24 protein-coding genes are annotated in these 23,926 nt (G+C 43.0%); 2 read left to right on the forward strand and 22 right to left on the reverse strand.

The genetic code is table 11. The features are described from left to right. Positions 1 to 49: 49 nt before the first annotated feature. The 15 genes from QWT69_RS17095 to rpsF form a co-directional block, all read right to left on the reverse strand. Entirely contained in the window at positions 50 to 214 is a 165-nt protein-coding gene (locus QWT69_RS17095) for a CxxH/CxxC protein (protein WP_317971164.1), read from the reverse strand. Positions 215 to 419: 205 nt separating this feature from the next. Then, positions 420 to 1,694 carry a S1C family serine protease gene (locus QWT69_RS17100; protein ID WP_317967754.1) on the reverse strand — a complete coding sequence of 425 codons (1,275 nt, stop codon included), beginning with the start codon at positions 1,692 to 1,694 and terminating at the stop codon, positions 420 to 422. A gap of 771 nt (positions 1,695 to 2,465) precedes the next feature. Continuing rightward, the gene (locus QWT69_RS17105; RefSeq protein ID WP_317967756.1) at positions 2,466 to 3,254 is read right to left on the reverse strand and encodes an MBL fold metallo-hydrolase; all 789 of its coding nucleotides are present in this window, start codon (positions 3,252 to 3,254) and stop codon (positions 2,466 to 2,468) included. Positions 3,255 to 3,266: 12 nt separating this feature from the next. Next, entirely contained in the window at positions 3,267 to 4,115 is an 849-nt protein-coding gene (locus QWT69_RS17110) for a two-component system regulatory protein YycI (protein ID WP_317967758.1), read from the reverse strand. Further along, positions 4,102 to 5,430 (reverse strand): YycH family regulatory protein, encoded by a 1,329-nt coding sequence (locus QWT69_RS17115; protein ID WP_317967760.1) that lies wholly within the window; start codon positions 5,428 to 5,430, stop codon positions 4,102 to 4,104. The genes QWT69_RS17110 and QWT69_RS17115 overlap by 14 nt, the downstream gene beginning before the upstream one ends. After that, positions 5,421 to 7,241, reverse strand: coding sequence for a cell wall metabolism sensor histidine kinase WalK (gene walK, locus QWT69_RS17120; protein WP_317967762.1), 1,821 nt, complete (start codon positions 7,239 to 7,241; stop codon positions 5,421 to 5,423). The genes QWT69_RS17115 and walK overlap by 10 nt, the downstream gene beginning before the upstream one ends. A 5-nt stretch (positions 7,242 to 7,246) precedes the next feature. Then, entirely contained in the window at positions 7,247 to 7,957 is a 711-nt protein-coding gene (yycF, locus tag QWT69_RS17125) for a response regulator YycF (protein WP_317967764.1), read from the reverse strand. A 720-nt stretch (positions 7,958 to 8,677) separates the two neighbouring features. Beyond that, positions 8,678 to 10,141, reverse strand: a complete 1,464-nt coding sequence (locus QWT69_RS17130; RefSeq protein WP_317967766.1) for a peptidoglycan DD-metalloendopeptidase family protein — start codon at positions 10,139 to 10,141, stop codon at positions 8,678 to 8,680. A gap of 229 nt (positions 10,142 to 10,370) precedes the next feature. Further along, a complete protein-coding gene (dnaB, locus tag QWT69_RS17135) occupies positions 10,371 to 11,726 on the reverse strand; it encodes a replicative DNA helicase (protein WP_317967768.1) in 1,356 nt (451 codons plus the stop codon). A gap of 15 nt (positions 11,727 to 11,741) precedes the next feature. After that, positions 11,742 to 12,188 (reverse strand): 50S ribosomal protein L9, encoded by a 447-nt coding sequence (rplI, locus tag QWT69_RS17140; RefSeq protein WP_317967770.1) that lies wholly within the window; start codon positions 12,186 to 12,188, stop codon positions 11,742 to 11,744. A 2-nt stretch (positions 12,189 to 12,190) separates the two neighbouring features. Next, positions 12,191 to 14,161 carry a DHH family phosphoesterase gene (locus QWT69_RS17145; protein WP_317967772.1) on the reverse strand — a complete coding sequence of 657 codons (1,971 nt, stop codon included), beginning with the start codon at positions 14,159 to 14,161 and terminating at the stop codon, positions 12,191 to 12,193. A gap of 12 nt (positions 14,162 to 14,173) precedes the next feature. Continuing rightward, the gene (locus tag QWT69_RS17150) at positions 14,174 to 15,112 is read right to left on the reverse strand and encodes a DUF2232 domain-containing protein (protein WP_317967774.1); all 939 of its coding nucleotides are present in this window, start codon (positions 15,110 to 15,112) and stop codon (positions 14,174 to 14,176) included. Between the two features lie 206 nt (positions 15,113 to 15,318). Beyond that, positions 15,319 to 15,555: a 30S ribosomal protein S18 gene (rpsR, locus tag QWT69_RS17155; protein WP_191693869.1), complete on the reverse strand. Its 237-nt coding sequence runs from the start codon at positions 15,553 to 15,555 to the stop codon at positions 15,319 to 15,321. Between the two features lie 45 nt (positions 15,556 to 15,600). Next, positions 15,601 to 16,113 (reverse strand): single-stranded DNA-binding protein, encoded by a 513-nt coding sequence (gene ssb, locus QWT69_RS17160; RefSeq protein ID WP_317967777.1) that lies wholly within the window; start codon positions 16,111 to 16,113, stop codon positions 15,601 to 15,603. A gap of 54 nt (positions 16,114 to 16,167) precedes the next feature. Beyond that, complete coding sequence (gene rpsF / locus QWT69_RS17165) at positions 16,168 to 16,455, reverse strand: 30S ribosomal protein S6 (protein WP_317967779.1); 288 nt, start codon at positions 16,453 to 16,455, stop codon at positions 16,168 to 16,170. 150 nt (positions 16,456 to 16,605) lie between these two features. On the opposite strand from rpsF, the gene QWT69_RS17170 reads away from it, so the two are divergent. After that, the gene (locus tag QWT69_RS17170; RefSeq protein ID WP_317967781.1) at positions 16,606 to 17,163 is read left to right on the forward strand and encodes a DUF3267 domain-containing protein; all 558 of its coding nucleotides are present in this window, start codon (positions 16,606 to 16,608) and stop codon (positions 17,161 to 17,163) included. 523 nt (positions 17,164 to 17,686) lie between these two features. Here QWT69_RS17170 and nadD read toward each other — a convergent pair. The 4 genes from nadD to QWT69_RS17190 form a co-directional block, all read right to left on the reverse strand. Then, complete coding sequence (gene nadD, locus QWT69_RS17175) at positions 17,687 to 18,388, reverse strand: nicotinate-nucleotide adenylyltransferase (protein ID WP_317967783.1); 702 nt, start codon at positions 18,386 to 18,388, stop codon at positions 17,687 to 17,689. Positions 18,389 to 18,552: 164 nt separating this feature from the next. Further along, a complete protein-coding gene (ychF, locus tag QWT69_RS17180) occupies positions 18,553 to 19,653 on the reverse strand; it encodes a redox-regulated ATPase YchF (protein ID WP_317967785.1) in 1,101 nt (366 codons plus the stop codon). 85 nt (positions 19,654 to 19,738) lie between these two features. Beyond that, entirely contained in the window at positions 19,739 to 19,942 is a 204-nt protein-coding gene (locus QWT69_RS17185; RefSeq protein WP_317971166.1) for a DUF951 domain-containing protein, read from the reverse strand. A 17-nt stretch (positions 19,943 to 19,959) separates the two neighbouring features. Continuing rightward, positions 19,960 to 20,832, reverse strand: coding sequence for a mechanosensitive ion channel family protein (locus QWT69_RS17190; RefSeq protein WP_317971168.1), 873 nt, complete (start codon positions 20,830 to 20,832; stop codon positions 19,960 to 19,962). A gap of 104 nt (positions 20,833 to 20,936) precedes the next feature. Between QWT69_RS17190 and yyaC the strand changes: the two genes are divergently transcribed. Next, complete coding sequence (gene yyaC, locus QWT69_RS17195) at positions 20,937 to 21,515, forward strand: spore protease YyaC (RefSeq protein ID WP_317967787.1); 579 nt, start codon at positions 20,937 to 20,939, stop codon at positions 21,513 to 21,515. Here yyaC and QWT69_RS17200 read toward each other — a convergent pair. From QWT69_RS17200 to QWT69_RS17210, 3 genes are all read right to left on the reverse strand, one after another. Then, on the reverse strand, positions 21,484 to 22,191 hold the full coding sequence (locus QWT69_RS17200; protein WP_317967789.1) for a DUF554 domain-containing protein: 708 nt from the start codon (positions 22,189 to 22,191) through the stop codon (positions 21,484 to 21,486). The genes yyaC and QWT69_RS17200 overlap by 32 nt on opposite strands. A gap of 64 nt (positions 22,192 to 22,255) precedes the next feature. After that, the gene (locus QWT69_RS17205) at positions 22,256 to 23,092 is read right to left on the reverse strand and encodes a ParB/RepB/Spo0J family partition protein (RefSeq protein WP_317967791.1); all 837 of its coding nucleotides are present in this window, start codon (positions 23,090 to 23,092) and stop codon (positions 22,256 to 22,258) included. Beyond that, positions 23,085 to 23,846 (reverse strand): ParA family protein, encoded by a 762-nt coding sequence (locus QWT69_RS17210; protein WP_317967793.1) that lies wholly within the window; start codon positions 23,844 to 23,846, stop codon positions 23,085 to 23,087. The genes QWT69_RS17205 and QWT69_RS17210 overlap by 8 nt, the downstream gene beginning before the upstream one ends. Positions 23,847 to 23,926: the final 80 nt, after the last annotated feature.

Raw genomic sequence — 23,926 nt, forward strand, 5'->3', positions numbered from 1 at the left:
ACAGAACTTATACACATATCTACAGTACTTATCTACATATTGTGTCCGACTATCCGTTCGCCACAACATAACTTGCGGGCGTGTCACAGTACTCGCATGTTGTGGATAACTTATCGTCGATGTCGATTTTTTCGAGGATTGGAAAAGTTTCTTCTGTTGTGATGAATTCTTCTATCACTTGATCTATATGACTTTGACAGCTATATCTTTTCATAATATCCACTTCTTTCTATCCTTATTTTTTACACAATGTTATTCACATTTTTTCATTCTTATCCACATGTCGATAAAGTGAACTTAAAAGCGGGCAGTATAGCCGTTGTTCTGCTATACCACCCGCTGTGGATAAACGTTCTGTTACATCCTAATGAAAATTGTAACATTGTATTCAGTTTTATGCTCCCTTTATTGGGATTTAATCAGAATGTGTTGCCATCCCTTAATTCCATTTCTACTTCTACAAGCTCACCCGCACGATACACTTTCATCTTCATCGTATCGCCTACTTCTTTTTCATTGTAAAGATGCTTTCGTAAACCGACCATATCATCGATTTTCTTACCGTCCATCTCTACAATGAGATCATATTGTTGAACACCAGCCGCTTCTGCAGGTGTATTGCGCATTACTTGCGTAACAATGACGCCATCTTTGACATCATTAGGTAACTTCAATACTTCTTGGCGTTGCGATGAAGGAACGTCTCTCAAGTTCAATAAGCTGACGCCCATCGTCGGACGATTGACTGTACCTGTCTTTTCAAGGTCTTTGATGATTGGAATTGCAATATTAATAGGAATTGCTAGCCCGATTCCTTCGACTGTTTCCTGTGTAATTTTCATGGAGTTGATACCGACAAGCTGTCCGGCCAAGTTGATGAGTGCGCCGCCTGAGTTACCGGGGTTGATGGCTGCGTCTGTCTGAAGGACATCCGCTTGCCAGTCGACTGTGCCGTTATTATCAAAATCAATTGGAATTGACCGATCCTTTCCGGATACAATCCCCATCGTGACGGATCCCGCGAACCCTAGACCAAGCGGATTACCAATAGCAATAACAGGCTCACCGCGTTTTAAGGCGTCTGAATCGCCGAAGTTGATGACTGTATTCACATTGGCCGCATCGATTTCCACGACAGCCAAGTCTGTCCACATATCACTGCCAATCAGTTTTCCTTCCACTTTTGTGCCGTCATCGAAAGTGATTTCAAGTCCTTGTGAATTCTCGACAACGTGATGATTCGTAACGATGTAAGCTTTATCGCCTACTTTTTTATAAATTACACCCGATCCACTGCCTGATTCTCTCGTTGTTTCGGTGGCAGACCAGAAATCGCGGACCGTCTGCAGATTAGTAATACCGACGACGGTGTCGGCCACTTCCCCGACGACATCTGTCACGTCCGTGTTGATGTCGACGGAAAGTTGTTCACTCGTTAGATTGTTGTCATTTGATTGCCCATTTTGAGTGCCTAACGATCCTTCTTCCTTACCTACTGAAGAATTCATCAGAAACCAAACAATCAGTCCACCTAGAACCGCTCCGAATAAAGCAGGCAAAAAGCCGCCGCGTCGCTTTACTTTTGGCGGAGTTGAAGTTGGTGGTTCATAGCGAGGTGGCTCTTCACGTTTTTGTGGATCAATGATTTCAGGATGTTCGTCCTCATGAGGAGGCCGTTGATTATAATCGTCCATTCACCTCTTCCTTTCTATGTACAGATATAGTTACTGTACCCCAATCCGACTGGTAAGAACCAGATTTATGATAGCAACCTGCTTGCTGAAAGATTGTTTTCTTCATTCAGCAGGTTGATACCGATGTGCGGTAGATTTTATGAGCGCTCGACTGGGATTTACGGGCGCGGATTTTGCTTTTATGGGCGCATGACCGGGATTTACGAGCGCGGATTAGACTTTTACGGGCGCATAACCGGGATTTACGAGCGCGGATTAGATTTTTATGGGCGCATAACCGGGATTTACGAGCGCGGATTAGACTTTTATGGGCGCATAACCGAGATTTACGAGCGCGGATTAGACTTTTATGGGCGCATGACCAGGATTTACGAGCGCGGGTTTTGCGTTTATGGGCGCATGACCGGGATTTACGAGCGCGGATTAGACTTTTATGGGCGCATAACCGGGATTTACGAGCGCGGATTAGATTTTTATGGGCGCATAACCGGGATTTACGAGCGCGGATTAGACTTTTATGGGCGCATGACGGTACTATTCAGGCGTGTGGAATTGCTGAAAATACCAGTGCACTTATATTATCAACGGATTGAGTCATTCCGGCTCTATGTTGAGCGAATAAGGCTACAGGTTGAGCGGTTCAAGCCTCAGGTTGAGCGGATACGGCACAAGGTTGAGCAAATCCACCTCGCTATCCCGCAATCAAAGAAATCATTTTCTCCTCTCCCGACGAATCCAAAAAACCTCACCCGAAGGCGAGGTTTTGTTCATTCAAACAGGTACAAGCTCTGTTGGCTTTTCGGCATCGGTGTCAAACAGATGAACAAATTCGCCGGCTCGGATACCGCAGGATTCCAATGTTTGCGAAACGCTCATCCTAGCAAGGTCTTTCATATTGTTGTCTTTGCTTAAGTGAGATAGGTAAATACTTGTCTCTTTTTCAGCGACGACTTCACTCATGGCGATTGCTGCGTCCTCGTTGGACACGTGACCAACGTCACTTAGAATACGTCGCTTCACTGACCATGGATAGCGGCCCATTTGCAACATGCTTACGTCATGATTGCTTTCGAACACATACGCATCGGAAGCTTGGATATGGCCTTTCATCCGGTCGCTGACATAGCCTGTATCCGTGATGACGGACAACTTGCGATCGTTCTCGTAAAATACATAGAACATCGGATCGACGGAGTCATGGGACACGGCAAAAGATTGGATATCGATCGAACCAAATGACATGGACGTTTCCATATCAAAATGAAAACGTTGTTCCAGAGGAATCTCTCCGACAAGGCCATCCATTGCGATCCATGTTTTTTCATTCGCATAGATTGGAACTTTATGACGTCTAGCAAGTACACCAATTCCTTTAATATGATCACTATGCTCGTGGGTGACAAAAATACCGTCTACATTTGCCATTGACCGTCCAATACTAGCGAGTTGTTGCTCCATTCTTTTTGCACTCAGTCCTGCATCGACTAAAAATGCATGATTTTCATTTTCTACATATATAGAATTGCCCGTACTGCCGCTTGCGAGCACACTAAAACGCATGTTAAAAACTCCTTATTCATCGACTTCATCATCGTCGAGCTCTTCATCGGGATTGTCTTCTTCCATCTTCTCGAATTGGAAGTCTATTACCTTACCTTCTATCGCATTGATGAAATGTTCCTCGATGCTACCATCTTTCAATTCTACACGAATATTCCATGTGGGAGCAAATACTTGAGTTTCAGTCGTCAGTTGAACGCGTGTGGAGTAGCCTGGAATCACACGTAAAATCTTGGAATCTTGTTTTACATATCCTCGTGTGACAAGTGAACTTACGGCTTCGTCTTGTGTCATCAAATCTTTTTTCTTGTTAAAACTAGTGAAATCTTTTAACATACGCTGTTCATATTTAGTCACTTCATGCTCTTCATTCCAATGAATAATCAACATCGCGTTCGTGCTGTAGAAAATCGGTTCACCGTCTACCTGTTGGAAGAACATTGCAGATTGGTTTTTCTTATCGACTTCCCACAGTTCATATTCCGTACCGTTCCATACATACTTCGTCAGGAAATCTATAAAATGATAATCTCCTTTGCTGTTTTGAATCGATATCGGTTTATTCATTGTGGATTCGATCTGTGTATTATCAACAATGATAATGGACTGGCTTACTAACGATTCCAGTTCTTCCTTCGAAAACATTTTAATATTTGCGGAGATATAAGAAAAATCATTTTTGACTGCTTGCGGTAAGTTATAGGTGATGTTTTCTTGTTTCATCAATTCCTCGATAGATGTCTTCCCGATAGTTTGTACGTTTTGCGTTTCTGTATGTTGCTTCAAATAGAGCGAGTAAAGGAAAATATTCAAGATGGAAAAGACAACAATAAAAATCGTTTTCGTTTTATTCCAATCCATATTGCTCACCTCCATCTTGCTCAGGTGTATACTGTTTCCAATTTTTATTACCTTTGACTAGGTAGAACCAGGAAGGCTCCATTACATAAACCCGCTGTTCAGGGTCATGCCTCATCATATAACCAACAGAAATCTCTTCAACTGTTCCAAAATCCAACTGATCAGAATTCATCAAAGCATTCGCAACTGACACGCCGGATGGAAGCTCTACCTCTTCACTCAATGGATCGTCAAGCATGTAATACGGACGGATATACCGGAATACGCGGTCATCTCCATAAAATTGTGCAATTTCCGTCGTTTCCTTTGCGTTGCTGTGAACAGGATAGCCTTCCGTAAACAATTGAAACTTCACGTATCTATATGAAGGATTGATATGAGAAAATCGGTACGTATTCGTCCATCCACCGTGCTCGTTGATGGAGTCAATCACATCAATTAACAACTCTGATGGCTTAATCGACTCACTTGTTTCTGCTGCGGGATGAACAAAATTAAGCATCTTCAAATCAGTATCGACAATCATGGAAGCATGATCGTCACCGAATTCCTCATGCGTTGCATCGACCTGGCTTCGTCTGACAGCATTTGGATCATTGAACAACGCATCACGGAAACGGGTCGGACTAAGTTCTTCTTGGAAATAGGTCAACTTTTGTATAGTTAGCGATTCATTAGATACTGCCAAATAAGTTCCATCTGGTTGGAGGACTTCTGCGTAATTCTTATACGCTTCACTGCCAACAACGAGACTGCGATATGATTTCATTGTGTCTATTGGAGTCACTCTACCATAATAATGAATGCCCGAAGCACGGTTTAGAAAGTGGACTTCAAACGAGATATCCTTCGGGTTCCACTTCACAACTAATCGGTCAAAACTAAACTGCGGAATATTGACCTCTTCTATTTCTAAAATTTCATCATAAACCGAAAGTGGAACATCTCCTTGAAAGTAGAGTGTAAACTGATTCTGTTGTCGGAAAAATTCATTCATTTGCTTTTTGTTCATTTCCACTGGATTGCGGAGTAGTTGAGTGATCTTCCATGTCGCCATTTCATTGACAATCTGATCGATGTCTAACTGCTCTGTCGTACCTCTCATAAACTCATCGTTCTTAATCATAAACTTATACGGTTTAATAATTTCCTTGACGTTTTTACGTTGACCAATCGAAATGTCCACTGTTGGCGACTGCTCGATTGGATCAAGCCTTGGTGTGTACGTCCAGATGGACAAGGTGAATGTGATGCTCAACAGGACGAGCAGCAACAGGACGATTGACTTGATCGGTTCAATATATTTCAATCCCATTCACCGTCCTCTTGTTGTTCAAATGGCAATGTGAAGAAGACGGTCGTTCCTTTTCCTTCTTCACTTTCAGCCCAAATCTCCCCGCCGTGCGCAATAATCATTTCGCGGGCGATAGCTAGTCCAAGTCCTGTGCCACCCATTGCTCTGGATCTGGCACGGTCAGCGCGGTAAAATCGATCAAATATCCGATTGACATTCGCTTTTGGTATTCCAAGTCCGTCATCTGAAATCATCACTTTGATGAACGTGCCGGATGTTGTCACACCAAATCGGACATCTCCCCCGTCAGGAGAATACTTCAATGCATTCGAAATAATATTATCCATAACCTGTGTCATTTTGTCTGTATCTATTTCCACGAATAGATCCGTAGAAGGCAACAACCTTTTAAAATGTACTTTTTGTGACTTCGAAAACTCGAACCGTTCAATAATCGAATTGAAGAAATGATTAAATTCTACCCATTCTGTATCCAATTCGTACTCTTTACTATCCATCCGTGACAATTTTAGCAGGTCATTGACGAGCCGAATCATCCGCTCTGTTTCCGTCTGGGTAACCCGTAGGAAATTGGGCGCAATCTCTTCGTTTTTCCAAGCACCATCCGTCAATGCATCTAAATAACTGCGCATGGTTGTGAGCGGTGTCCGCAATTCATGGGAAACGTTCGAAACGAACTCGCGCCTCTCCATATCAATTTTCTCCTGCTCGGTATTGTCATGCAATACGACAATTAGTCCATTGACGAAACCGGTCTCTCTCTGTGTCACGGAGAATGTCGCCCGTAAAATATATGGCTCTTCCTGTGTACTGAAGTCGAGCGCAATTGAATCCCTTACTTGGATCAGATCTTCGAATGAATACTCTTGTTCAAGCCCTAAAATGCTAGAAATCGGCCGATTTAAAACAAGATCGCGTGTCATGCGCAGCATCATAAGGGCAGAATCGTTGATCAAGCTGACACGGCCTTTCCTGTCTGTGGAAATGACACCGTCCGTCATATTCTCCAGAACAGAAGCTAATTTTCTCTGTTCACTTTCCGTTGTCGATTGCGATTCCTGCAACTGATTCGTTAAATGATTGAATGCTATCGCCAGCTGGCCCATTTCATCGTCACCATATACATGAACTTTCCGAGAGAAGTTCCCCTGTGCCATCGCTTGAGCTTGTCTTCGCATATCCGATATCGGTCTCGTAAATGTCTGAGCAATGAAAATACCAATCACAATCGTAATGGATAATGAAACTGCCACACCTTTTGCAAGAATTTGATTAATCTCATCGATTTGCTTAAACACTTTATCAATGTTTGCTGTTACATAGAGTGTGCCAATGATTTCGGAATTATTTTCAATTGGCATCACCAATACCATGACTCGTTTTCTAAGGGTTGGATCAAAATGAATTGTTTCTGAAGGAGATTCAGATGAAATCGCCCTTCGAACACTATCTTCCATAGAACGCTGTCCGACCAAGGACTGGTTGTCCAAAGCAGAAGTTGCAAGGATACGGTATTTGGAGTTAATGACACGAATTTCATTAATATCTCCTGAGTTAAAGCCCGAAAGGACGGTCCGTAAACTCCTTTCGAGTTCCGGATCGTCCGTACGATCTTTCATCATTTCTTCACGCACACTGAATTCGACCAAATTCATCCGGTCAATTACTGATGTCCTGAAGTTTGTCTTTAACGTCTCTTCTAATTCCCTCGCGAAATAAAGCCCGATGATTTGCATCGCGACAAGGATGAGCATAATAAAAATCAACACGAATTTTACGTGGATAGATCGAAAGAAGCCCACTTTCTGCATTTCGTTTACTCCTGTTCTGGATCACGCAAATAATAACCGACACCACGTCTAGTCACAATCCAAGTTGGATGACTCGGGACATCTTCGATTTTTTCGCGTAAACGGCGAATCGTCACGTCGACTGTCCGCACATCTCCAAAGTAATCATATCCCCACACCGTTTGAAGCAAATGTTCTCGCGTCATTACTTGCCCGATATGCTTCGACAAGTAGTGGAGCAATTCGAACTCACGATGTGTCAGCTCAATTGACTCCCCACGCTTTTGAACAAGATACGCATCTGGTTGAATGACCAGGCTGCCGACTGTTATTTCATTCGAAGTCTCTTCTTGTTCTTCCGACAATGTTTTCGAATGTCTGCGTAAATTAGCCTTCACCCGGGCAATCAGTTCCCGCGTACCGAACGGTTTTGTTACATAATCGTCAGCACCAAGCTCAAGCCCAAGAACTTTATCAATCTCCGAATCCTTGGCTGTCAGCATGATAATCGGGAAATCATATTTTTTCCGTACTTCTCGGCACACTTCCATGCCATCTCTTTTCGGCAGCATAATATCGAGTAGCATGATATCCGGCTGAACTTCCTCAACTTTCTCAAGCGCTTCCTCGCCATCATACGCACAATGGACGATGAAACCTTCCTTCTTCAAGTTAAACTCTAATATATCAGCAATTGGTTTTTCATCATCTACGACAAGAATCGTTTTATTTTGCATAATTCATTCCCTTTCCCGCCCACTGGCGACCCTATCTTTGTTCTCTAACTTTATCATTAATACGTTCAGAACGCACTTACCTAGCTATACTTTAGCTAACTCTATTCTATTTCAATCAAAATAATCCTTCTACTTATTTCGTCAATATATTTCCTGGGGAATATAAGAAAGCGAAGGAGGGCGCTAAGCGGCGACAGGCGCTGGAGACTTGGAGGAAAAGGCGCTCTTTGCCTTTACCTACAAGTTGAAGCGACCCGAGACGCTGCCATCCGTAGCTGGACTATAACAAAGCGAAGGAGGGCGTCAAGCGGCGACAGGCGCTGGAGACTTATAGGAAAAGGCGCTCTTTGCCTTTACCTACAAGTTGAAGCGACCCGAGACGCTGCCATCCGTAGCTGGACTATAAAAAAGCGAAGGAGGGCGCTAACGGCGACAGGCGCTGGAGACTTATAGGAAAAGGCGCTCTTTGCCTTTTACCTATAAGTTGAAGCGACCCGAGACGCTGCCATCCGTAGCTAGACTATAACAAAGCGAAGGAGGGCGCTAAGCGGCGACAGGCGCTGGAGACTTATAGGAAAAGGCGCTCTTTGCTCTTTGCCTTTTACCTATAAGTTGAAGCGACCCGAGACGCTGCCATCCGCAGCTGGACTATAATAGCTATGAAGGTATAAAAAAAAAGAGACAGTAACAGATACCTGTTCCGTCTCCATTCCTTATAAACTATCGTAACACACTTAACGGATTGATATTCGATCCGTTCTTGTACACTTCAAAGTGAAGATGGATGCCTGTTGAACGTCCTGTAGACCCCATAACGCCTATCTTGGTTCCTTGTGGTACCGTTTGTCCTACTTTCACATCAATCGATGACAGATGCGCATAAAGCGTCTCATAGCCGTTGTTATGCGTAACAACGATACGGTTACCGTATGTGCTATGCCAGCCGACATTTGTCACGACACCATTGTCAGCGACAAAAATAGAGCGGGTTGAAGGGCGTGCGATATCAATTCCCTGATGCACGCGGCCCCATCTTTTACCCATTTGACTTGATACGTAGCCACCATCTGCCGGCCATACAAAGTTTCCTGTACCACGTGAAGGCACTACTTTCGTACCGACAATCGTTACTTCATGGACAGGTTCTTCAAGGACATGCTCTTCTGCCACAGACTTGCCAATCACTTCACCGTTTTTCTTACGGACGCTATAGGTAACCGACTTCTTGCCGTCTTTACCAACGGACTTTACTTTCTCTTCACCTTTATATTGCGTTTCGTCCTTCTCGGTCATCTTCTTGAATTGTATGGGTTGGATTTCTTTTGACTCATAAATCGCTTCTACTTCAATAAAAGGTGCAAGAATCGTCACATTCAATTCCTGCCCGATTTGAAGGATTGTACTGTGTGTCACACCAGGATTCAGTTCCATTAACTGATCGGAAGACATGTCGTGCGCACTCGCAATCGTGCCAAGTACGTCTCCTGCCTGTACCGCATACTTCTTTTCTTCCAAGGTGCCTTTATTCAACAACGTCATTGCTTCATCCACCGTTCGGACGAGGTTTGGAGGCGTTTCTCCTTCAACTGATTGAATCGGTTGACTGAGACGTACTTCAGTCAGACGTGTTTCAGACTCTTTCAAGGCGGGTATAGGCTCAGTAGATTGTTGGCGGTTTTCGAATTCTGCCAGTTCCTGCTCAGTAACTGACTGTAATTTTAGTTTTCGGATCACTTGTTCATAATCATTCAGATCTTTTACGTAGAGTGGTGTCTCGTCTCCGATCTGAATACCGACTGCTTCAGCTTCCACCGTTAACATATCTTGTAGTTTTCCTAAAACTAACGCATCATCTGCTCCAACGGAAAAGACCTTTTCCGGTACGACAGATAAGTCAGTTCCAATAATCAAAGGCAGTTCTGCAAATTCGGAAGCCGCTTTCTCCAACCGTTCCTCTTTCAATTGCTCCAATTTCTTATCATCAGATAACGCGCCTACATATTTTCCTTCTGAATAAACATGATACACGGTATGCAAGGATGACTTATCCTCAGGTTCATTTGCGAAACCTGAACTGATACTTAAACCTGCAAATAATATTGTTACCATTCCAAGCTTTTGAATCTTCTTATATAATGAACTACTATTTTTATGTTCTATCGAGTTCTCTTTCTTGAAAAACAATGTTAAGACTCCTTCCGACCTAGCAACCTATATGAGTCGCTTATCATACTGAAAGATTTTCACGCCTCTTCAATCTACCATATTTGCTCGGTGTCTTGTCACTTTACATGTCTTTGTAATGAATTTGTAGTATTACTACCATATATACTTAATATTTTACATATAATGGATAGACTTTACATACAAAAGCCTCGATGAGTATTAGCTCATCGAGGCTTTTCAGATATATTCATTCATAGGAGGGCATTTCATGCTGACTCCAATCAATATTTAAGAACTTGTTATATTCTTTTGCGAAAGCGAGCGTCACTGTTCCAGTCGGACCGTTACGCTGCTTAGCGATGATAATTTCAATCATATTCTGATTCTCTGTTTCTTTATCATAATAATCTTCACGGTAGAGGAATGAGACGATATCGGCATCCTGCTCAATACTCCCTGATTCACGCAAGTCGGACATCATCGGCCGTTTATCTTGTCGCTGTTCAACACCACGAGAGAGCTGGGACAGAGCTATGACAGGAATTTTCAATTCACGCGCTAATGCTTTTAATGAGCGTGAAATGTCGGATACTTCCTGCTGTCGGTTTTCACCTGAACGGCCGCTGCCCGCGATGAGTTGCAAGTAATCGATCATAATCATTCCAAGACCGTGCTCTTGTTGCAAACGTCTGCATTTCGAGCGTATCTCATTGACGCGGATACCAGGCGAGTCATCGATGAAAATCCCGGCGTTGGACAAGCTGCCCATTGCCATTGTCAGTTTCCGCCAGTCTTCGGATTCCAAGTTACCGGTCCTCAGTACTTGCGCATCGATATTTCCTTCCGCACAAAGCATACGCATGACGAGCTGCTCGGCTCCCATTTCAAGACTAAAAATCGCGACGTTTTCATCCGTTTTAGTAGCTACGTTTTGCGCCACGTTCAACGCAAATGCGGTTTTACCAACAGACGGACGAGCTGCTACGATGATCAAATCGTTACGTTGGAAACCAGCCGTAATCTTATCAAGGTCTCGGAATCCCGTTGGAATACCGGTTACTTCCCCTTTTCGTGTATGAAGAATTTCGATATTATCATACGTTTCAACAAGGACGTCTTTAATATGTTTAAAGTCTCCTGCGTTTTTACGACTGGATACTTCCATGATGCGCTTCTCGGCTTCAGATAAAACTGCATCCACTTCATCTTCTTTAGTGAATCCTTCTTCGACAATGTTTGTCGCTACGCGAATTAGTCTGCGCAGAAGGGACTTCTCTTCTACAATTTTGGCATAGTATTCAATGTTCGCAGCGGTCGGTACCGCATTTGCAATTTCCATCAGATAAGAAATGCCACCGACGTCTTCAAGCTCTTTCTTCGCAGAAAGCTCCTCTGTGACAGTTACGACGTCAATTGCTTGACCGCGGTCACTGAGGACAAGCATCGTGTTAAAGATTTTTTCATGAGCGGTACGGTAGAAATCGTCCGCCAGCAGGATCTCCGATGCTGTAATCAGTGCTTCTGGCTGTAGAAAGATGGCTCCGATGACTGATTGCTCGGCATCGTTATTATGCGGGGGGACACGATCAAACACTTGGTCCATCAGTATCGCTCCCTATCATTCTTCAGTTACATGTACTTTAAGCGTAGCTGTAACGTCCTGATGCAATCTTATTGGCACATTCGTAAACCCGAGCGCACGGATCGCGTCTGGCAGTTCCATTTTCCGGCGATCGACTTTAATTTTATGATGCTTGTTCAATGCATCAGCAATCTGTTTACTTGTGATGGATCCGAATAAACGGCCACCTTCGCCAGATTTTGCTTTCATTTCAACAGTTTTTGTTTCAATGAGTGTTTTCAGTTCCTTCGCTTCTGCCAACTCCTCAGCGGCATCTTTCTCCACGCGTTTCTGTTGACCTGCAAGTTGACTCAAGTTCCCGGGAGTCGCTTCAATCGCCATTTTGTTTTTCAACAAGAAGTTTTGTGCGTACCCGACAGATACTTCTTTCACTTCACCTTTTTTACCTTTTCCTTTTACATCTTTCAAGAAAATAACTTTCATCTTCAATTTCCCCTTTCCAATATATCTGTTATTGCTTTATCCAATAAAGCCTTTGCGTCTTCCACTGTTTCCACTTCTAACTGACAAGCAGCATTTGTCAAATGTCCACCGCCGCCAAGCTCTTCCATAATGAGTTGAACATTTAATTCGCCTAGTGACCTGGCACTAATTCCGATTTTACCATCTGCACGCAGTGCAATGACAAACGATGCGATGACGTCTTTCATAGTCAACAGGATGTCTGCGGTTTGTGCGATGAGCACGGAGCTGTAAACGACACCGTCCTCGCCTTTTGCTATGGCAATTCCGGTCGAAGACAGTTCCACAGTCTCAATCATTTTAGAGCGTTCAATATACGTCTCGATGTCCTCTTTCAATAAACGTTGTACGAGGACCGTATCTGCGCCAAGTGTCCGTAAGTAGGAGGCCGCTTCAAAAGTCCTTGAACCTGTCCGTAACGTGAAGCTTTTCGTATCAACGACAATCCCCGCAAGCAAAGCTGTTGCTTCAAGCATCGTCAGTTTTTCAAGCTTCGGCTGGTATTCCAGTAATTCTGTCACAAGTTCAGCGGTTGAAGATGCATAAGGCTCCATATAGACGAGCATCGTATTGTTAATAAACTCCTCACCACGTCTATGGTGGTCCAGGACAACAACCTTTTCCGCTTTGGCGATGAGCCGTTCATCGATAACCATGCTTGGCTTGTGTGTATCAACGATAACAAGCAGTGTTTTTTCCGTCACGGAAGCTAATGCCGTTTCCGGATCAATGAACTGGTTATACAACTCATCATCCTTTTTAATCTCATCCATCAGACGAGTGACACTGCCATCCAGCTCATCAAAATTAAGAACAACCTGACCTTCGATATTGTTCATTCGGGCCATTTTCCGGACGCCAATCGAAGCACCGATTGCATCCATATCCGGCATCTTATGCCCCATTATCAGTACCCTGTCGCTCCCTTGGATAAGATCGCGCAAAGCATGGGATATGACACGGGCACGTACCCTCGTCCGTTTTTCAACAGGGTTCGTCTTGCCGCCGAAGAACTTCAGCTTTCCGTCGGTATGTTTGATCGCAACCTGATCACCGCCCCTGCCTAGAACGAGGTCTAGACTTGATTGAGCAAGTTCACCAAGTTCTGTCAGCGTGGCAGATCCGGTTCCGACACCAATACTCAATGTCATGCCGGAATGGTCCTTTGCTGTCTTCTCTCTTATATCATCGAGGATTGTGAATTTAGCTGTTTCTAGTTCCGCCAAAATTGCTTCATTGAAGACAGCGATAAAGCGGTCGGAAGCAATTCTTTTCACGAATATGCCATTATCACTTGCCCAACTGTTCACAAGCGAGGTGACTAATGAATTGAGTTGGCTACGAGTCTGGTCATCCATCGTCTGTGCAAGTTCATCATAATTGTCGATGAGCATGATGCCAAGCACGGTGCGATCTTCGTAGTACAACGATTCCATTTCCACTTTCTCCGTGACATCAAACAGATAGATAAGCTTTTCTTCTATACGGTAGACAACTTTATATGTCAAGTCGCCTACCTTTACATGTATGTTTTTCGATTCCTCATTCTTAAGGATGGTCTTAAAAGTATCCGACAGCTCGACTAAATCGTCTCCAATTAGCGTTTCCTTGCCAAAGACCTTTCCCGCATAGGGATTTGCCCATTCGACTGTATGTTTTTCATTGAAAAGGATAATAGCAATAGGAAGTTCCAACAATGCCTCTTCCCCCACCTTTTTCATACGATAAGAGAGGGATTCAATATGCTTTTCCGTTTCCAAATACGTTTGGTCCTCCAATTTCCATGCGATGCCGATAGACAGGAGGAACGTCATACTGAATAGGAGACCTACCCAGAAGTTCGACAGGAATATAAGGACGGCTGCAATTAATCCAAGTAGAGAAATGACAGCCAACGGATAGCGGATGGTTCTTTTTCTAAAAAAAGATTTCACTGTATCATCTCCTTACTTCCTGTTGTCTTTTTCAATAAAGCTCCTTACATTCATACCGATATCCAATATTCCTAAAAGTGTTGTAATCGGGCTGAATGCTATAGCGAGCAATGTTGTGAAGAATGTTAACACCCAATGTGCTTTCATTCTGTGCATGATATAGAAAATCAGGGATAGTCCTTGAATCAGCAGCAACGTTCGTAAAATGACAGTGGCATTGATGTACATCAAGTAGAGTGACGACTCAGGTTTCAAGTCCGTAATATACGGCAGGAGGATTGTCACGCCATAGACGAAGATCAGGATAACAGGCAACTTTAATGTGCGGAAAGGTGAAAACCTCGGCACATTATGGCCAAGCCTTCTTAAAACTTCGAAGTTCGGAATGACCATCATATAGGTGAAAACAAATACACCTAGGATAAAGATGGCTGGGACTGCTGATCGATAAAATACAAACGCATTTTCAATAACACCTTCATATAGCTGTGGTGCCATGCCTGCAGCTTCGAAATAAGTGATCAGTTCCGCCCTCGTGTTTTCAAGGATGTCGAACAATTCATTCACAATATTGAAGTCGAATAAGAAGACACCAACGACGTAAAAGACCATACCAATGATAATAAAAAATAAGGCAGAAGCCATGAATGTGTAGATTTTTGATTTGCCAAGTTGCAATGATTCAGCAATTAGGAAGCCCAATAAACCGAAAACAAAAGCAAACGGAATAACCGGAACTCCGCCTATCAACAACGTCAGCAAAGTACCTGCAAGTATGACAAATACTGTAGAACTTCTGTCATACCGTAAACGATATAGGATGATGGGAAGTGGTATAAGCAACATAATTATGATACCGAGCAGCGGTATATAAAACGCACCGACAAGCAGAACCGTGAAAAAAGCCATCATCATTGCACCATATGTAATTTTTTGAGATTGGTGTTGCATGAGTCATTTCCTCCGTCCAGTCAACGGACTGAATTTTACCTACAAAAAAATGTGAGCTATTGCAATTGTATCATGATTAACATCTATAAACCAAAGACAGCATACTAGCAAACACGGTATGAACTGCCACTTACGTTTATGTCGTTATGAAAAAACCGCCTGCAGACCGGATAGACCGGAACCACAAGGCGGTTGGATGTTTTAACTTATCTTTCTTCCGAAACGAACGGAAGAAGTGCCATGATACGTGAACGTTTAATAGCAGTCGTCAATTTACGCTGATATTTCGCGCTTGTACCAGTTACACGGCGAGGCAAGATCTTACCACGTTCAGAAACGAATTTCTTTAGTAGATCTGTGTCCTTATAATCGATATGTGTAATGTTGTTTGATGTAAAATAGCAGACTTTACGTCTTCTTTTACCTCCACGGCGTGGTGCCATATCGCTTTCCCTCCTTACTTGAACTACGTCACTGATGATAACGGATTAGAACGGCAAATCGTCATCCGATACTTCGATCGGACCGCTGCCCGTTGAAAACGGATCATTGTCAGTACGTGTATAGTTTTGTTGGTTCGGTTGTTGATATTGTTGGTTCTGCTGCTGGTTCTGATAATATGGTTGATCGTTTTGTGGTGCACTGCCTTGAGCAGCTCCGCCCGATCTCTCAGAATTTGCACTGCGTGGTTCAAGGAATTGTACGCTGTCTGCTACGACTTCCGTCATAAAGACACGCTTACCATCTTGTCCATCGAAACTGCTCGTTTGAATACGGCCTTCGATTCCGGCAAGACTTCCTTTACGCAAGAAATTGGCAGTATTCTCTGCCTGTTTTCTCCAAGTTACACAGTTAATGAAATCAGCCTCACGCTCGCCCTGTTGGTTCGAGAATGTACGGTTGACCGCAAGTGTAAAGCGAGTAACCGCTACACCGCCTTGTGTATACTTAAGTTCAGGATCTTTTGTCAATCGGCCAACTAAAACGACACGGTTAATCATCAGATGCAACCTCCCTCATCAATTTCAAGTTCCCTTTTTTCGTTTCTATATGGATTATTTGTCTAAACGAATAGCCATATGACGAATGATATCTTCATTGATATTCGCAAGACGATTGAATTCGTTGATTGCTTCAGTACCTGCGTTCGCTGTTACCAATTGGTAGAAGCCTTCGCGCAATTCATCGATTTCGTAAGCAAGACGACGCTTGCCCCACTCTTTCGACTCGATGATTTCCGCTCCGTTAGAAGTTAGGATTTCATCGAAACGAGTGATCAATGCTTTCTTCGCTTCATCTTCCAATGATGGACGCATGATGTACATAATTTCGTACTTTCTCATCTGTAGTCACCTCCTTATGGACTTGGGCCCACTTATGACGGTGGGCAAGGAGTAAGTAATGTTTATTACTCACATCATCATATTTTATCACAATACATCAAGACATACAACTATTTGTTTGTGTATACTTTAAGGAAGGAGTGAATGGCTATGGAGATGACTAGAGAACCTGATAAACTCATCGAAATTGATTTGCCAAAAGTTGCGAAAAGCGGTTTATGGCTCACTGGACTTTCGTGGATCTTGTTACTGAGTGCACTCGTACTTATTAAAGGAGAGTTTTCTTTTACATTTACACTATGGACTTTCCTCAGTTTCATTATTGGCTATGTTTTTTTAATTGTCCTGCATGAACTTTTCCATCTACTAGGCTTTCGCATCTTCGGGAAGGTACCTTGGAAAAGTATGATCGTCGGTGTCAACTTAAAAATGGGTATCGCTTATGCGACAACGAATAAACTGATGACGAACAAAGCCATCCGCAAAGCACTCTTGCTTCCCTTCTGGACAACGGGAGTCGTTCCGGCGGTCCTTGGCCTTGTATTAGAGAATGGCGTGCTTATAGGTCTTGCTGCATTCCTAATCGGTGGTGCCGCTGGTGACTTCGCCATGTATAAGGAATTACGGAGGTTGCCAGATGATTGGGTTGTAAAAGATGACCCTGAGTTACCGCGATTGTATGTGTATAAGCCTGAGCGAGTGGATTGATGAGATTCGTTGAGCGGATTGTGGACTAGGTTGAGCGGTTTTGAGGTGAGGTTGAGCGGTTTACGGGCTAGGTTGAGCGGTTCTGAGGTGAACTTGAGCGAATTGTGGACTAGGTTGAGCGGTTTTGGGGCGAACTTGAGCGGATTACGCACTAGGTTGAGCGGTTTTGGGGCGAACTTGAGCGGATTACGGGATATGAGATATTGAAGCTGACTTTAGTTCGGTTGGATAGAAGTGGGCAGCTCCAGTTTTTTTTCTGGCGCGGCTAGAGTAAATACGGGCGCGGCTCCCGATATTGTGAGCGCCGCCGAGGCAGTTACGAGCGCATTTTATGTATTACGAGCGCTGCCAAGGCCATTACGGGCGACACGCCATTAGTACGAGCACCAATGCCTCATTTACGGGCGCAGCCGGGGCAGTACAGACGCGCGATAAAAGCATGCACAGTTCCCTATACGCTAATCCCGTCCTACAAAAATACGAGCGCCCCTATACTTACTAGGACGCTCATCAAACAACCAATTTAAATCTCTTCTCTGTAAAGATGATTCTCTTTAATATAATCATAACAAGCACCTGGCAATAAATACTGTGGTTCCCCGCCGCGTGCAAATTCCTCACGTATATAGGTTGAACTGATTTCCATTGCAAGGCCTTTATCTAGTAGCTGAAAACGACCATCATCGAGATTTCTCAACAATGAAGACTTCGAGATCGTCTCCAGCACATCTATGCCGCTTCTCGCCATAACGATGAAGTTGTTCTCGTTTAGTAGCGCTTCCGCCCATTTCCATTTACCCGCCGCAATATCAACTAACAAGTCAGCACCCATGATGAAATAGAATTCACTAGCCGGGAAGGTCTCTTTGAAGTGTTGCATCGTGTAATACGTATATTGATTCCCCGGCAAAACATTTAATTCGTAATCATCCACGATGAATTTCGGATTGGAGGCTACCGCCAATTTCAACATTTCAAGCCGATGGATATCATTCGTCTGCAACTGTTTATCGGTACGTTTACTTGAAGACGGTAAAAAGATGACGTAATCTAGTTTCTTTCGATGAGCGACTGTCGAAGCAGTCCATAAGTGGACATTCGTTACAGGGTCAAAAGACGAACCATAAATACCAACCTTTACACCTTTTTCAAACAGTTTATTGATATTCTTGTCCGGATTCAATGTGGCAAGATGATGCCTTAATTGCGCTTCCTTTGTATCCATTTCCATTCCCTCCCGAGTCTGCGGCTACTTTCTCCTTCACTTCCCTACTATCGTGCATTTTATTCTTCCTGTTTTACTAAAACAGATGATCGCTTATCTTACACTTCTGCCTATACAAAAAAGCCAAGTCGTAAGTACACAACCAGGCTTTCCCATAATAACTCTTATACGTTAAATCTGAACAACATGACGTCGCCATCTTGAACAATGTACTCTTTACCTTCTAGACGGACTTTGCCTGCTTCTTTTGCAGCTGCCATTGATCCTGCTTCAACAAGCGCATCGTATGAAACTGTTTCAGCGCGGATGAAACCACGTTCGAAGTCTGTATGAATAACACCGGCACATTGTGGTGCTTTCATGCCTTTGATGAATGTCCAGGCACGTACTTCCTGTACACCTGCTGTGAAATATGTTGCCAAACCGAGTAAATGATACGCCGCTTTGATTAATTGATCAAGACCTGATTCCTTAATACCTAGCTCTTCAAGGAACATTGCTTTTTCCTCATCGTCAAGCTCCGCCATTTCCTCTTCGATTTTTGCACAGACAATGATCACTTCTGCACTGTCTTTTTTGGCAAATTCCTGAACCATTTTCACATATTCATTATTCTCTGCATCTGCAATTTCATCTTCGGATACGTTAGCCACGTAAAGCATCGGTTTGATTGTCAACAGATGCATACCTTTAATGATATTGTATTCCTCTGGAGTAAGTTCGACAGATCGTGCCGGTTGTTCATTTTCAAAGGCTTCTTTGAATTTAAGAAGTACCGGTTCTTCCGCCATGGAATCCTTGTCCTTCTGCTTCGCCATTTTAGTAACGCGCGTTAGACGCTTGTCGACACTTTCCATGTCTGCAAGTATAAGTTCAAGGTTGATGACTTCGATATCATCGATTGGATTGACTTTACCTGATACGTGCGTAATATTTTCATCTTCAAAACAACGTACGACTTGGCAAATTGCGTCAACTTCACGAATATGGGATAGGAACTTATTTCCAAGACCTTCCCCTTTACTTGCTCCTTCGACGATACCCGCGATATCTGTAAACTCGAAAGCAGTCGGTACTGTTTTCTTTGGTACGACCAGTTCCGTTAACTTTTCCAGTCTTTCATCCGGTACTTCAACGATTCCAACGTTCGGATCGATTGTACAGAACGGATAGTTGGCAGCCTCTGCGCCTGCCTTTGTAATTGCGTTGAATAATGTAGATTTACCGACGTTCGGCAAACCAACGATTCCTGCTGTTAACGCCATCTATTTCCCAACCTTTCATATAGGTCAATTTCAAAATAATTTATGCAACTCTTCTATTATAGGAATACTTAACGTTCCTGTCTAATTAATCTTCAGGTTCCGCTTTGACGAGTACCTTTTTCATCTTTTTGGCGAATTCATTCCGAGGGATCATAACACTATGTCCGCAACCTTCGCATTTGATGCGTATATCTGCGCCCATCCGGATGATTTTCCAGGCATTAGTCCCACAAGGATGTGGTTTTTTCATTTCCACTACGTCATTCAACTGAAATTCCTTTTCGTTCATCATACTCACCCCTGCCCTTAACGATTATCGAAACTCTTAGTGATCAGGGCGGGATATGGAATTTGAATCCCTTCCTGTTCCAGATGCGGTTTCAATCCCATGCTGATTGCTCTGGCAATGTCATAGTGACGCATAGGTTTTGTCTCCACGATAATCCGTTCAATGACGGCTTCATCTGTAAAGTCATACGCACCAACTAATCTTGGCTTTCCAAGCAAATCGGAATTGTTTTTGCTCATCGTCTCCAAGTACTGATCAATCGCTTTCTCCACACGCTCAATCCCCTGTTCAAAAGGAATCGTCACGTCTACGATGGCCAACGAATTTTTAAGAGAGTAGTTGACGACTTGTGCGATTGTACCATTCGGCAGGATGAATAATTCCCCTGTGAAGTTTTTGATTTTTGTCGTCCGCAGACCGATTTCTTCCACTTGTCCTTCTGCTGTACCTATCTTGACATAATCCCCTACTGAAAACTGATCTTCAAACAGGATGAAGAAACCTGAAATTACATCCTTCACAAGACTTTGCGCTCCAAAACCGACGGCTAGTCCCAACACCCCGGCTCCTGCAAGCAATCCTTTCACATCTATTGAAAATTCCTGAAGGATTGAAAGGATGGCCGAGAAGTATACAACATATGTCAGCGTATTTTCCAACAGTTTTAATAGTGTCCGTTCACGCCGTTCCTCTTTACGTAACGGGCCTTTTAGTTTAATCATAAAGACCTTTTTAATAATCCGTTTTCCAACATTCACGATAATCATTGAAATCAGGATAATAAAAACGATTTTCAGAGCAACCAAGCCAAAATGAATCCATGTATCTTCATCAAATACATAACGACCGAATTGATCCCATGCGTCTTTCTCAGCTTTCTTATCTGTCACTGTCGACAATTGCCAACATCCTTTCCGTATAAATTGCATCACAGCTGCGTATACTGCTAAACAATCAATACATTAAGAAATAAAACCTAGAATGGAGTTTTGTCATGCACTCAGCTCAATCTATCGATTATGATTATCGACTTCATTTCAATGAAACCGGAGCCGTCTGGAAACTCAGCTCATACTTTCTTCAACATATTCCTTTTGAACGGGAATCCTTATCTTTTTTTTGCATCGGAACGGATCGCTCAACAGGTGACGCACTCGGTCCTCTGACAGGGTCTCTTCTGGCAGAATCGAAGCTGTTTCCCTTCTCTGTCGTTGGCACACTTGAAAAACCTCTGCATGCATTAAACTTACGTCAGCAGTTAGATGAAAAGATTTCTTCTGATCCTTCCACATACATCGTAGCCATCGACGCCTGTCTAGGCAGAAGTGATTCCATCGGCCATCTGTTGTTTCATAATGGACCACTTTACCCTGGCAAAGCCGTCGGAAAGGACTTGCCTCCAGTCGGAGATTTATCCATTAAAGGTGTCGTCAATATAGCTGGATTCATGGAACAAGCTGTGTTGCAAAGTACTCGTTTGCATTTATCGTTTGAAATGAGCCGTGTCATCTCGCGTGCGTTGCAACTCGCTTATGGTCGTTTCAGAACAAAAAATGAACAATTGTCACAATAACAGCAACAACCGCAATGCCTGGAATGAGATTCGCAACACGGATTTTTGTAATCCCTATTAGATTCAAACCAATCCCGACAATCATCAGACCGCCGACCGCTGTCATCTCAGCTATGAATGAATCCAATAGTACATCAGGTACAAACCGACTGATTTGCGTTGACAACAACGTAATGGTTGCTTGGTAAATAAATACTGGGACGGCAGAGAATAGTACACCTATTCCAAGTGTAGAACTAAGAATAATTGATGTAAACCCATCCAGTATCCCCTTCATAATTAATACATCGTGCTCATTACGCAATCCACTGTCAATGGCTCCCAGGATTGCCATTGAACCCACAACGAAGATTAACGTCGCCGTTACGAAACCTTGTGCAATTCCTGGCCCTTCTTTCTTTGATGGCAATTTTACTTCAAGCCATTTACCTAGACGATTAATCTTCCCATCAAGATCTATCCACTCTCCTACAACAGCACCTAGAACAATACTAATAATCACGATTAAAATCTGATTACTTTCAAATGTCATCTGGATTCCGATTGCAACGACTGCCAATCCGATTCCGTACATTACTGTTTCTTTCATCCGTTCAGGTATGTTCGATAGAAAACGGCCAATTAACGTACCAACAATGATTAAAACAATATTTACAATGGAGCCGAATAAAACCAAGGTGCTCACTTCCGTTTACTAAAAATAATACCTATTTTGCAGTATGAGCAAAATAGGTACATGCTTATTCGTTCAATAACTCAAGAATTCGTTCAAGATCTTCCTCAGTGAAAAACTCGATTTCAATTTTCCCTTTGTTTTTGGTCTTTTTTATCGATACATTTGTACCGAAATATTCACGCAAGTTTGTTTCCTGTTCTTCTAAGAAAATATTTTTCTTCTCAGGTTTTGTTTCACGTGGAACATCCTCATTCATTTTATGGACAAGTCGTTCCAATTGTCTGACATTCAAACCTTCATTCATCGTTTTTTCAGCAGTAAGAATAATTTGCTCTTTCTTGCGTAAGCCAAGAAGTGTACGGCCATGGCCCATCGACAACTTTCCATCCATGATCAGTTTACGCACAACGTCTGGTAAACTTAGTAAACGAAGATGGTTCGCTATATGGGGCCTGCTCTTTCCTAAACGAAATGCGAGCTGTTCTTGAGTTAAACTAAGGTTGTCCATTAGTTTCTGGTACGCTTCTGCTTCCTCAATAGGTGTCAGGTCTTCGCGTTGCAAGTTTTCTAGAATTGCCATTTCCATCGACTGTTCATCTGTTAATTGACGAACAACAGCTGGGATTTCAACCAATCCCGCCAAGCCTGCAGCACGAAAACGTCTTTCTCCTACAACGATTTCATACATCGTATTTACTTTTCGTACGATGATTGGTTGCAGAACCCCGTGTTCCTTAATCGATTCACTCAATTCTTGAATTGCATTTTCATCGAATAATTTCCTTGGCTGATAAGGGTTCACTTTAATGCTCTTCAATCGAATACTCTCGACTTTTTCAGCTTTCGTTAATGACTCATCGGGAAATAAAGCATTCAACCCTTTTCCTAATCCTTTAGCCATTGTGCACCACTTCCTTTGCCAGCTCTAAATATACTTCTGCGCCTCTCGACCTTGAATCATAAATGATAATCGGTTCTCCATGGCTTGGCGCTTCGCTCAATCGTACGTTACGAGGAATGATCGTTTTGTACACTTTATCTTGGAAATACTTTTTCACTTCTTCAATGACTTGAATTCCTAAGTTTGTCCGGGCATCAAACATTGTCAATAAGACACCATCTATCATTAAGTTTTCGTTCAAATGCTTTTGCACCAGTCTGATTGTGCTCAGTAATTGACTAAGTCCTTCTAAAGCGTAATATTCGCATTGGACTGGAATGATAACTGAATCAGCAGCTGTCAATGAATTAATCGTCAAGAGCCCTAAAGACGGTGGACAATCGATGATAATATAATCATACATTGCTTTAGCATCCTGGATGGCATGCTTCATGCGGACTTCCCTCGATATTGTAGATACAAGTTCAATCTCTGCCCCTGCTAAAGAAATCGTAGCTGGCACGATATCTAAGTTCTCAACTTTTGTATGGTGAATGACTTCTTTTATATTGACATCATCGATTAACATATCATAGATGCACTGATGCACATCTCCCTTATTGACCCCTACCCCACTTGTTGCATTTCCTTGTGGATCAGCATCTATCAGCAAAACTTTTTTGCCGATATGGGCAAGGCAAGCACTTAAATTCACAGAAGTGGTTGTTTTTCCAACTCCTCCTTTTTGATTGGCGATTGCAATAATTTTACCCACGCTTGCACCTGCTTTCTCACTCGTCCGTAACAAACGAATCGTAATCTCTTGTAAAGCTTTTCCCTGCTTAAGATGTAAAA

The sequence above is a fragment of the Sporosarcina oncorhynchi genome (genome assembly GCF_033304615.1).
Taxonomy (GTDB): Bacteria; Bacillota; Bacilli; order Bacillales_A; family Planococcaceae; genus Sporosarcina; species Sporosarcina oncorhynchi.

Coding starts and splice junctions, on each gene's coding strand:
- QWT69_RS17170 (WP_317967781.1), top strand. CDS start 16,606: ATGGAGATGACTAGAGAACCTGATAAACTCATCGAAATTGATTTGCCA.
- QWT69_RS17185 (WP_317971166.1), bottom strand. CDS start 19,942: ATGAACGAAAAGGAATTTCAGTTGAATGACGTAGTGGAAATGAAAAAA.
- dnaB (WP_317967768.1), bottom strand. CDS start 11,726: ATGGACCAAGTGTTTGATCGTGTCCCCCCGCATAATAACGATGCCGAG.
- QWT69_RS17115 (WP_317967760.1), bottom strand. CDS start 5,430: ATGGGATTGAAATATATTGAACCGATCAAGTCAATCGTCCTGTTGCTG.
- QWT69_RS17150 (WP_317967774.1), bottom strand. CDS start 15,112: ATGCAACACCAATCTCAAAAAATTACATATGGTGCAATGATGATGGCT.
- QWT69_RS17105 (WP_317967756.1), bottom strand. CDS start 3,254: ATGCGTTTTAGTGTGCTCGCAAGCGGCAGTACGGGCAATTCTATATAT.
- QWT69_RS17100 (WP_317967754.1), bottom strand. CDS start 1,694: ATGGACGATTATAATCAACGGCCTCCTCATGAGGACGAACATCCTGAA.
- rplI (WP_317967770.1), bottom strand. CDS start 12,188: ATGAAAGTTATTTTCTTGAAAGATGTAAAAGGAAAAGGTAAAAAAGGT.
- rpsR (WP_191693869.1), bottom strand. CDS start 15,555: ATGGCACCACGCCGTGGAGGTAAAAGAAGACGTAAAGTCTGCTATTTT.
- ssb (WP_317967777.1), bottom strand. CDS start 16,113: ATGATTAACCGTGTCGTTTTAGTTGGCCGATTGACAAAAGATCCTGAA.
- walK (WP_317967762.1), bottom strand. CDS start 7,241: ATGCAGAAAGTGGGCTTCTTTCGATCTATCCACGTAAAATTCGTGTTG.
- QWT69_RS17205 (WP_317967791.1), bottom strand. CDS start 23,092: ATGGCTAAAGGATTAGGAAAAGGGTTGAATGCTTTATTTCCCGATGAG.
- ychF (WP_317967785.1), bottom strand. CDS start 19,653: ATGGCGTTAACAGCAGGAATCGTTGGTTTGCCGAACGTCGGTAAATCT.
- nadD (WP_317967783.1), bottom strand. CDS start 18,388: ATGGATACAAAGGAAGCGCAATTAAGGCATCATCTTGCCACATTGAAT.
- yyaC (WP_317967787.1), top strand. CDS start 20,937: ATGCACTCAGCTCAATCTATCGATTATGATTATCGACTTCATTTCAAT.
- rpsF (WP_317967779.1), bottom strand. CDS start 16,455: ATGAGAAAGTACGAAATTATGTACATCATGCGTCCATCATTGGAAGAT.
- QWT69_RS17095 (WP_317971164.1), bottom strand. CDS start 214: ATGAAAAGATATAGCTGTCAAAGTCATATAGATCAAGTGATAGAAGAA.
- yycF (WP_317967764.1), bottom strand. CDS start 7,957: ATGCAAAATAAAACGATTCTTGTCGTAGATGATGAAAAACCAATTGCT.
- QWT69_RS17110 (WP_317967758.1), bottom strand. CDS start 4,115: ATGGATTGGAATAAAACGAAAACGATTTTTATTGTTGTCTTTTCCATC.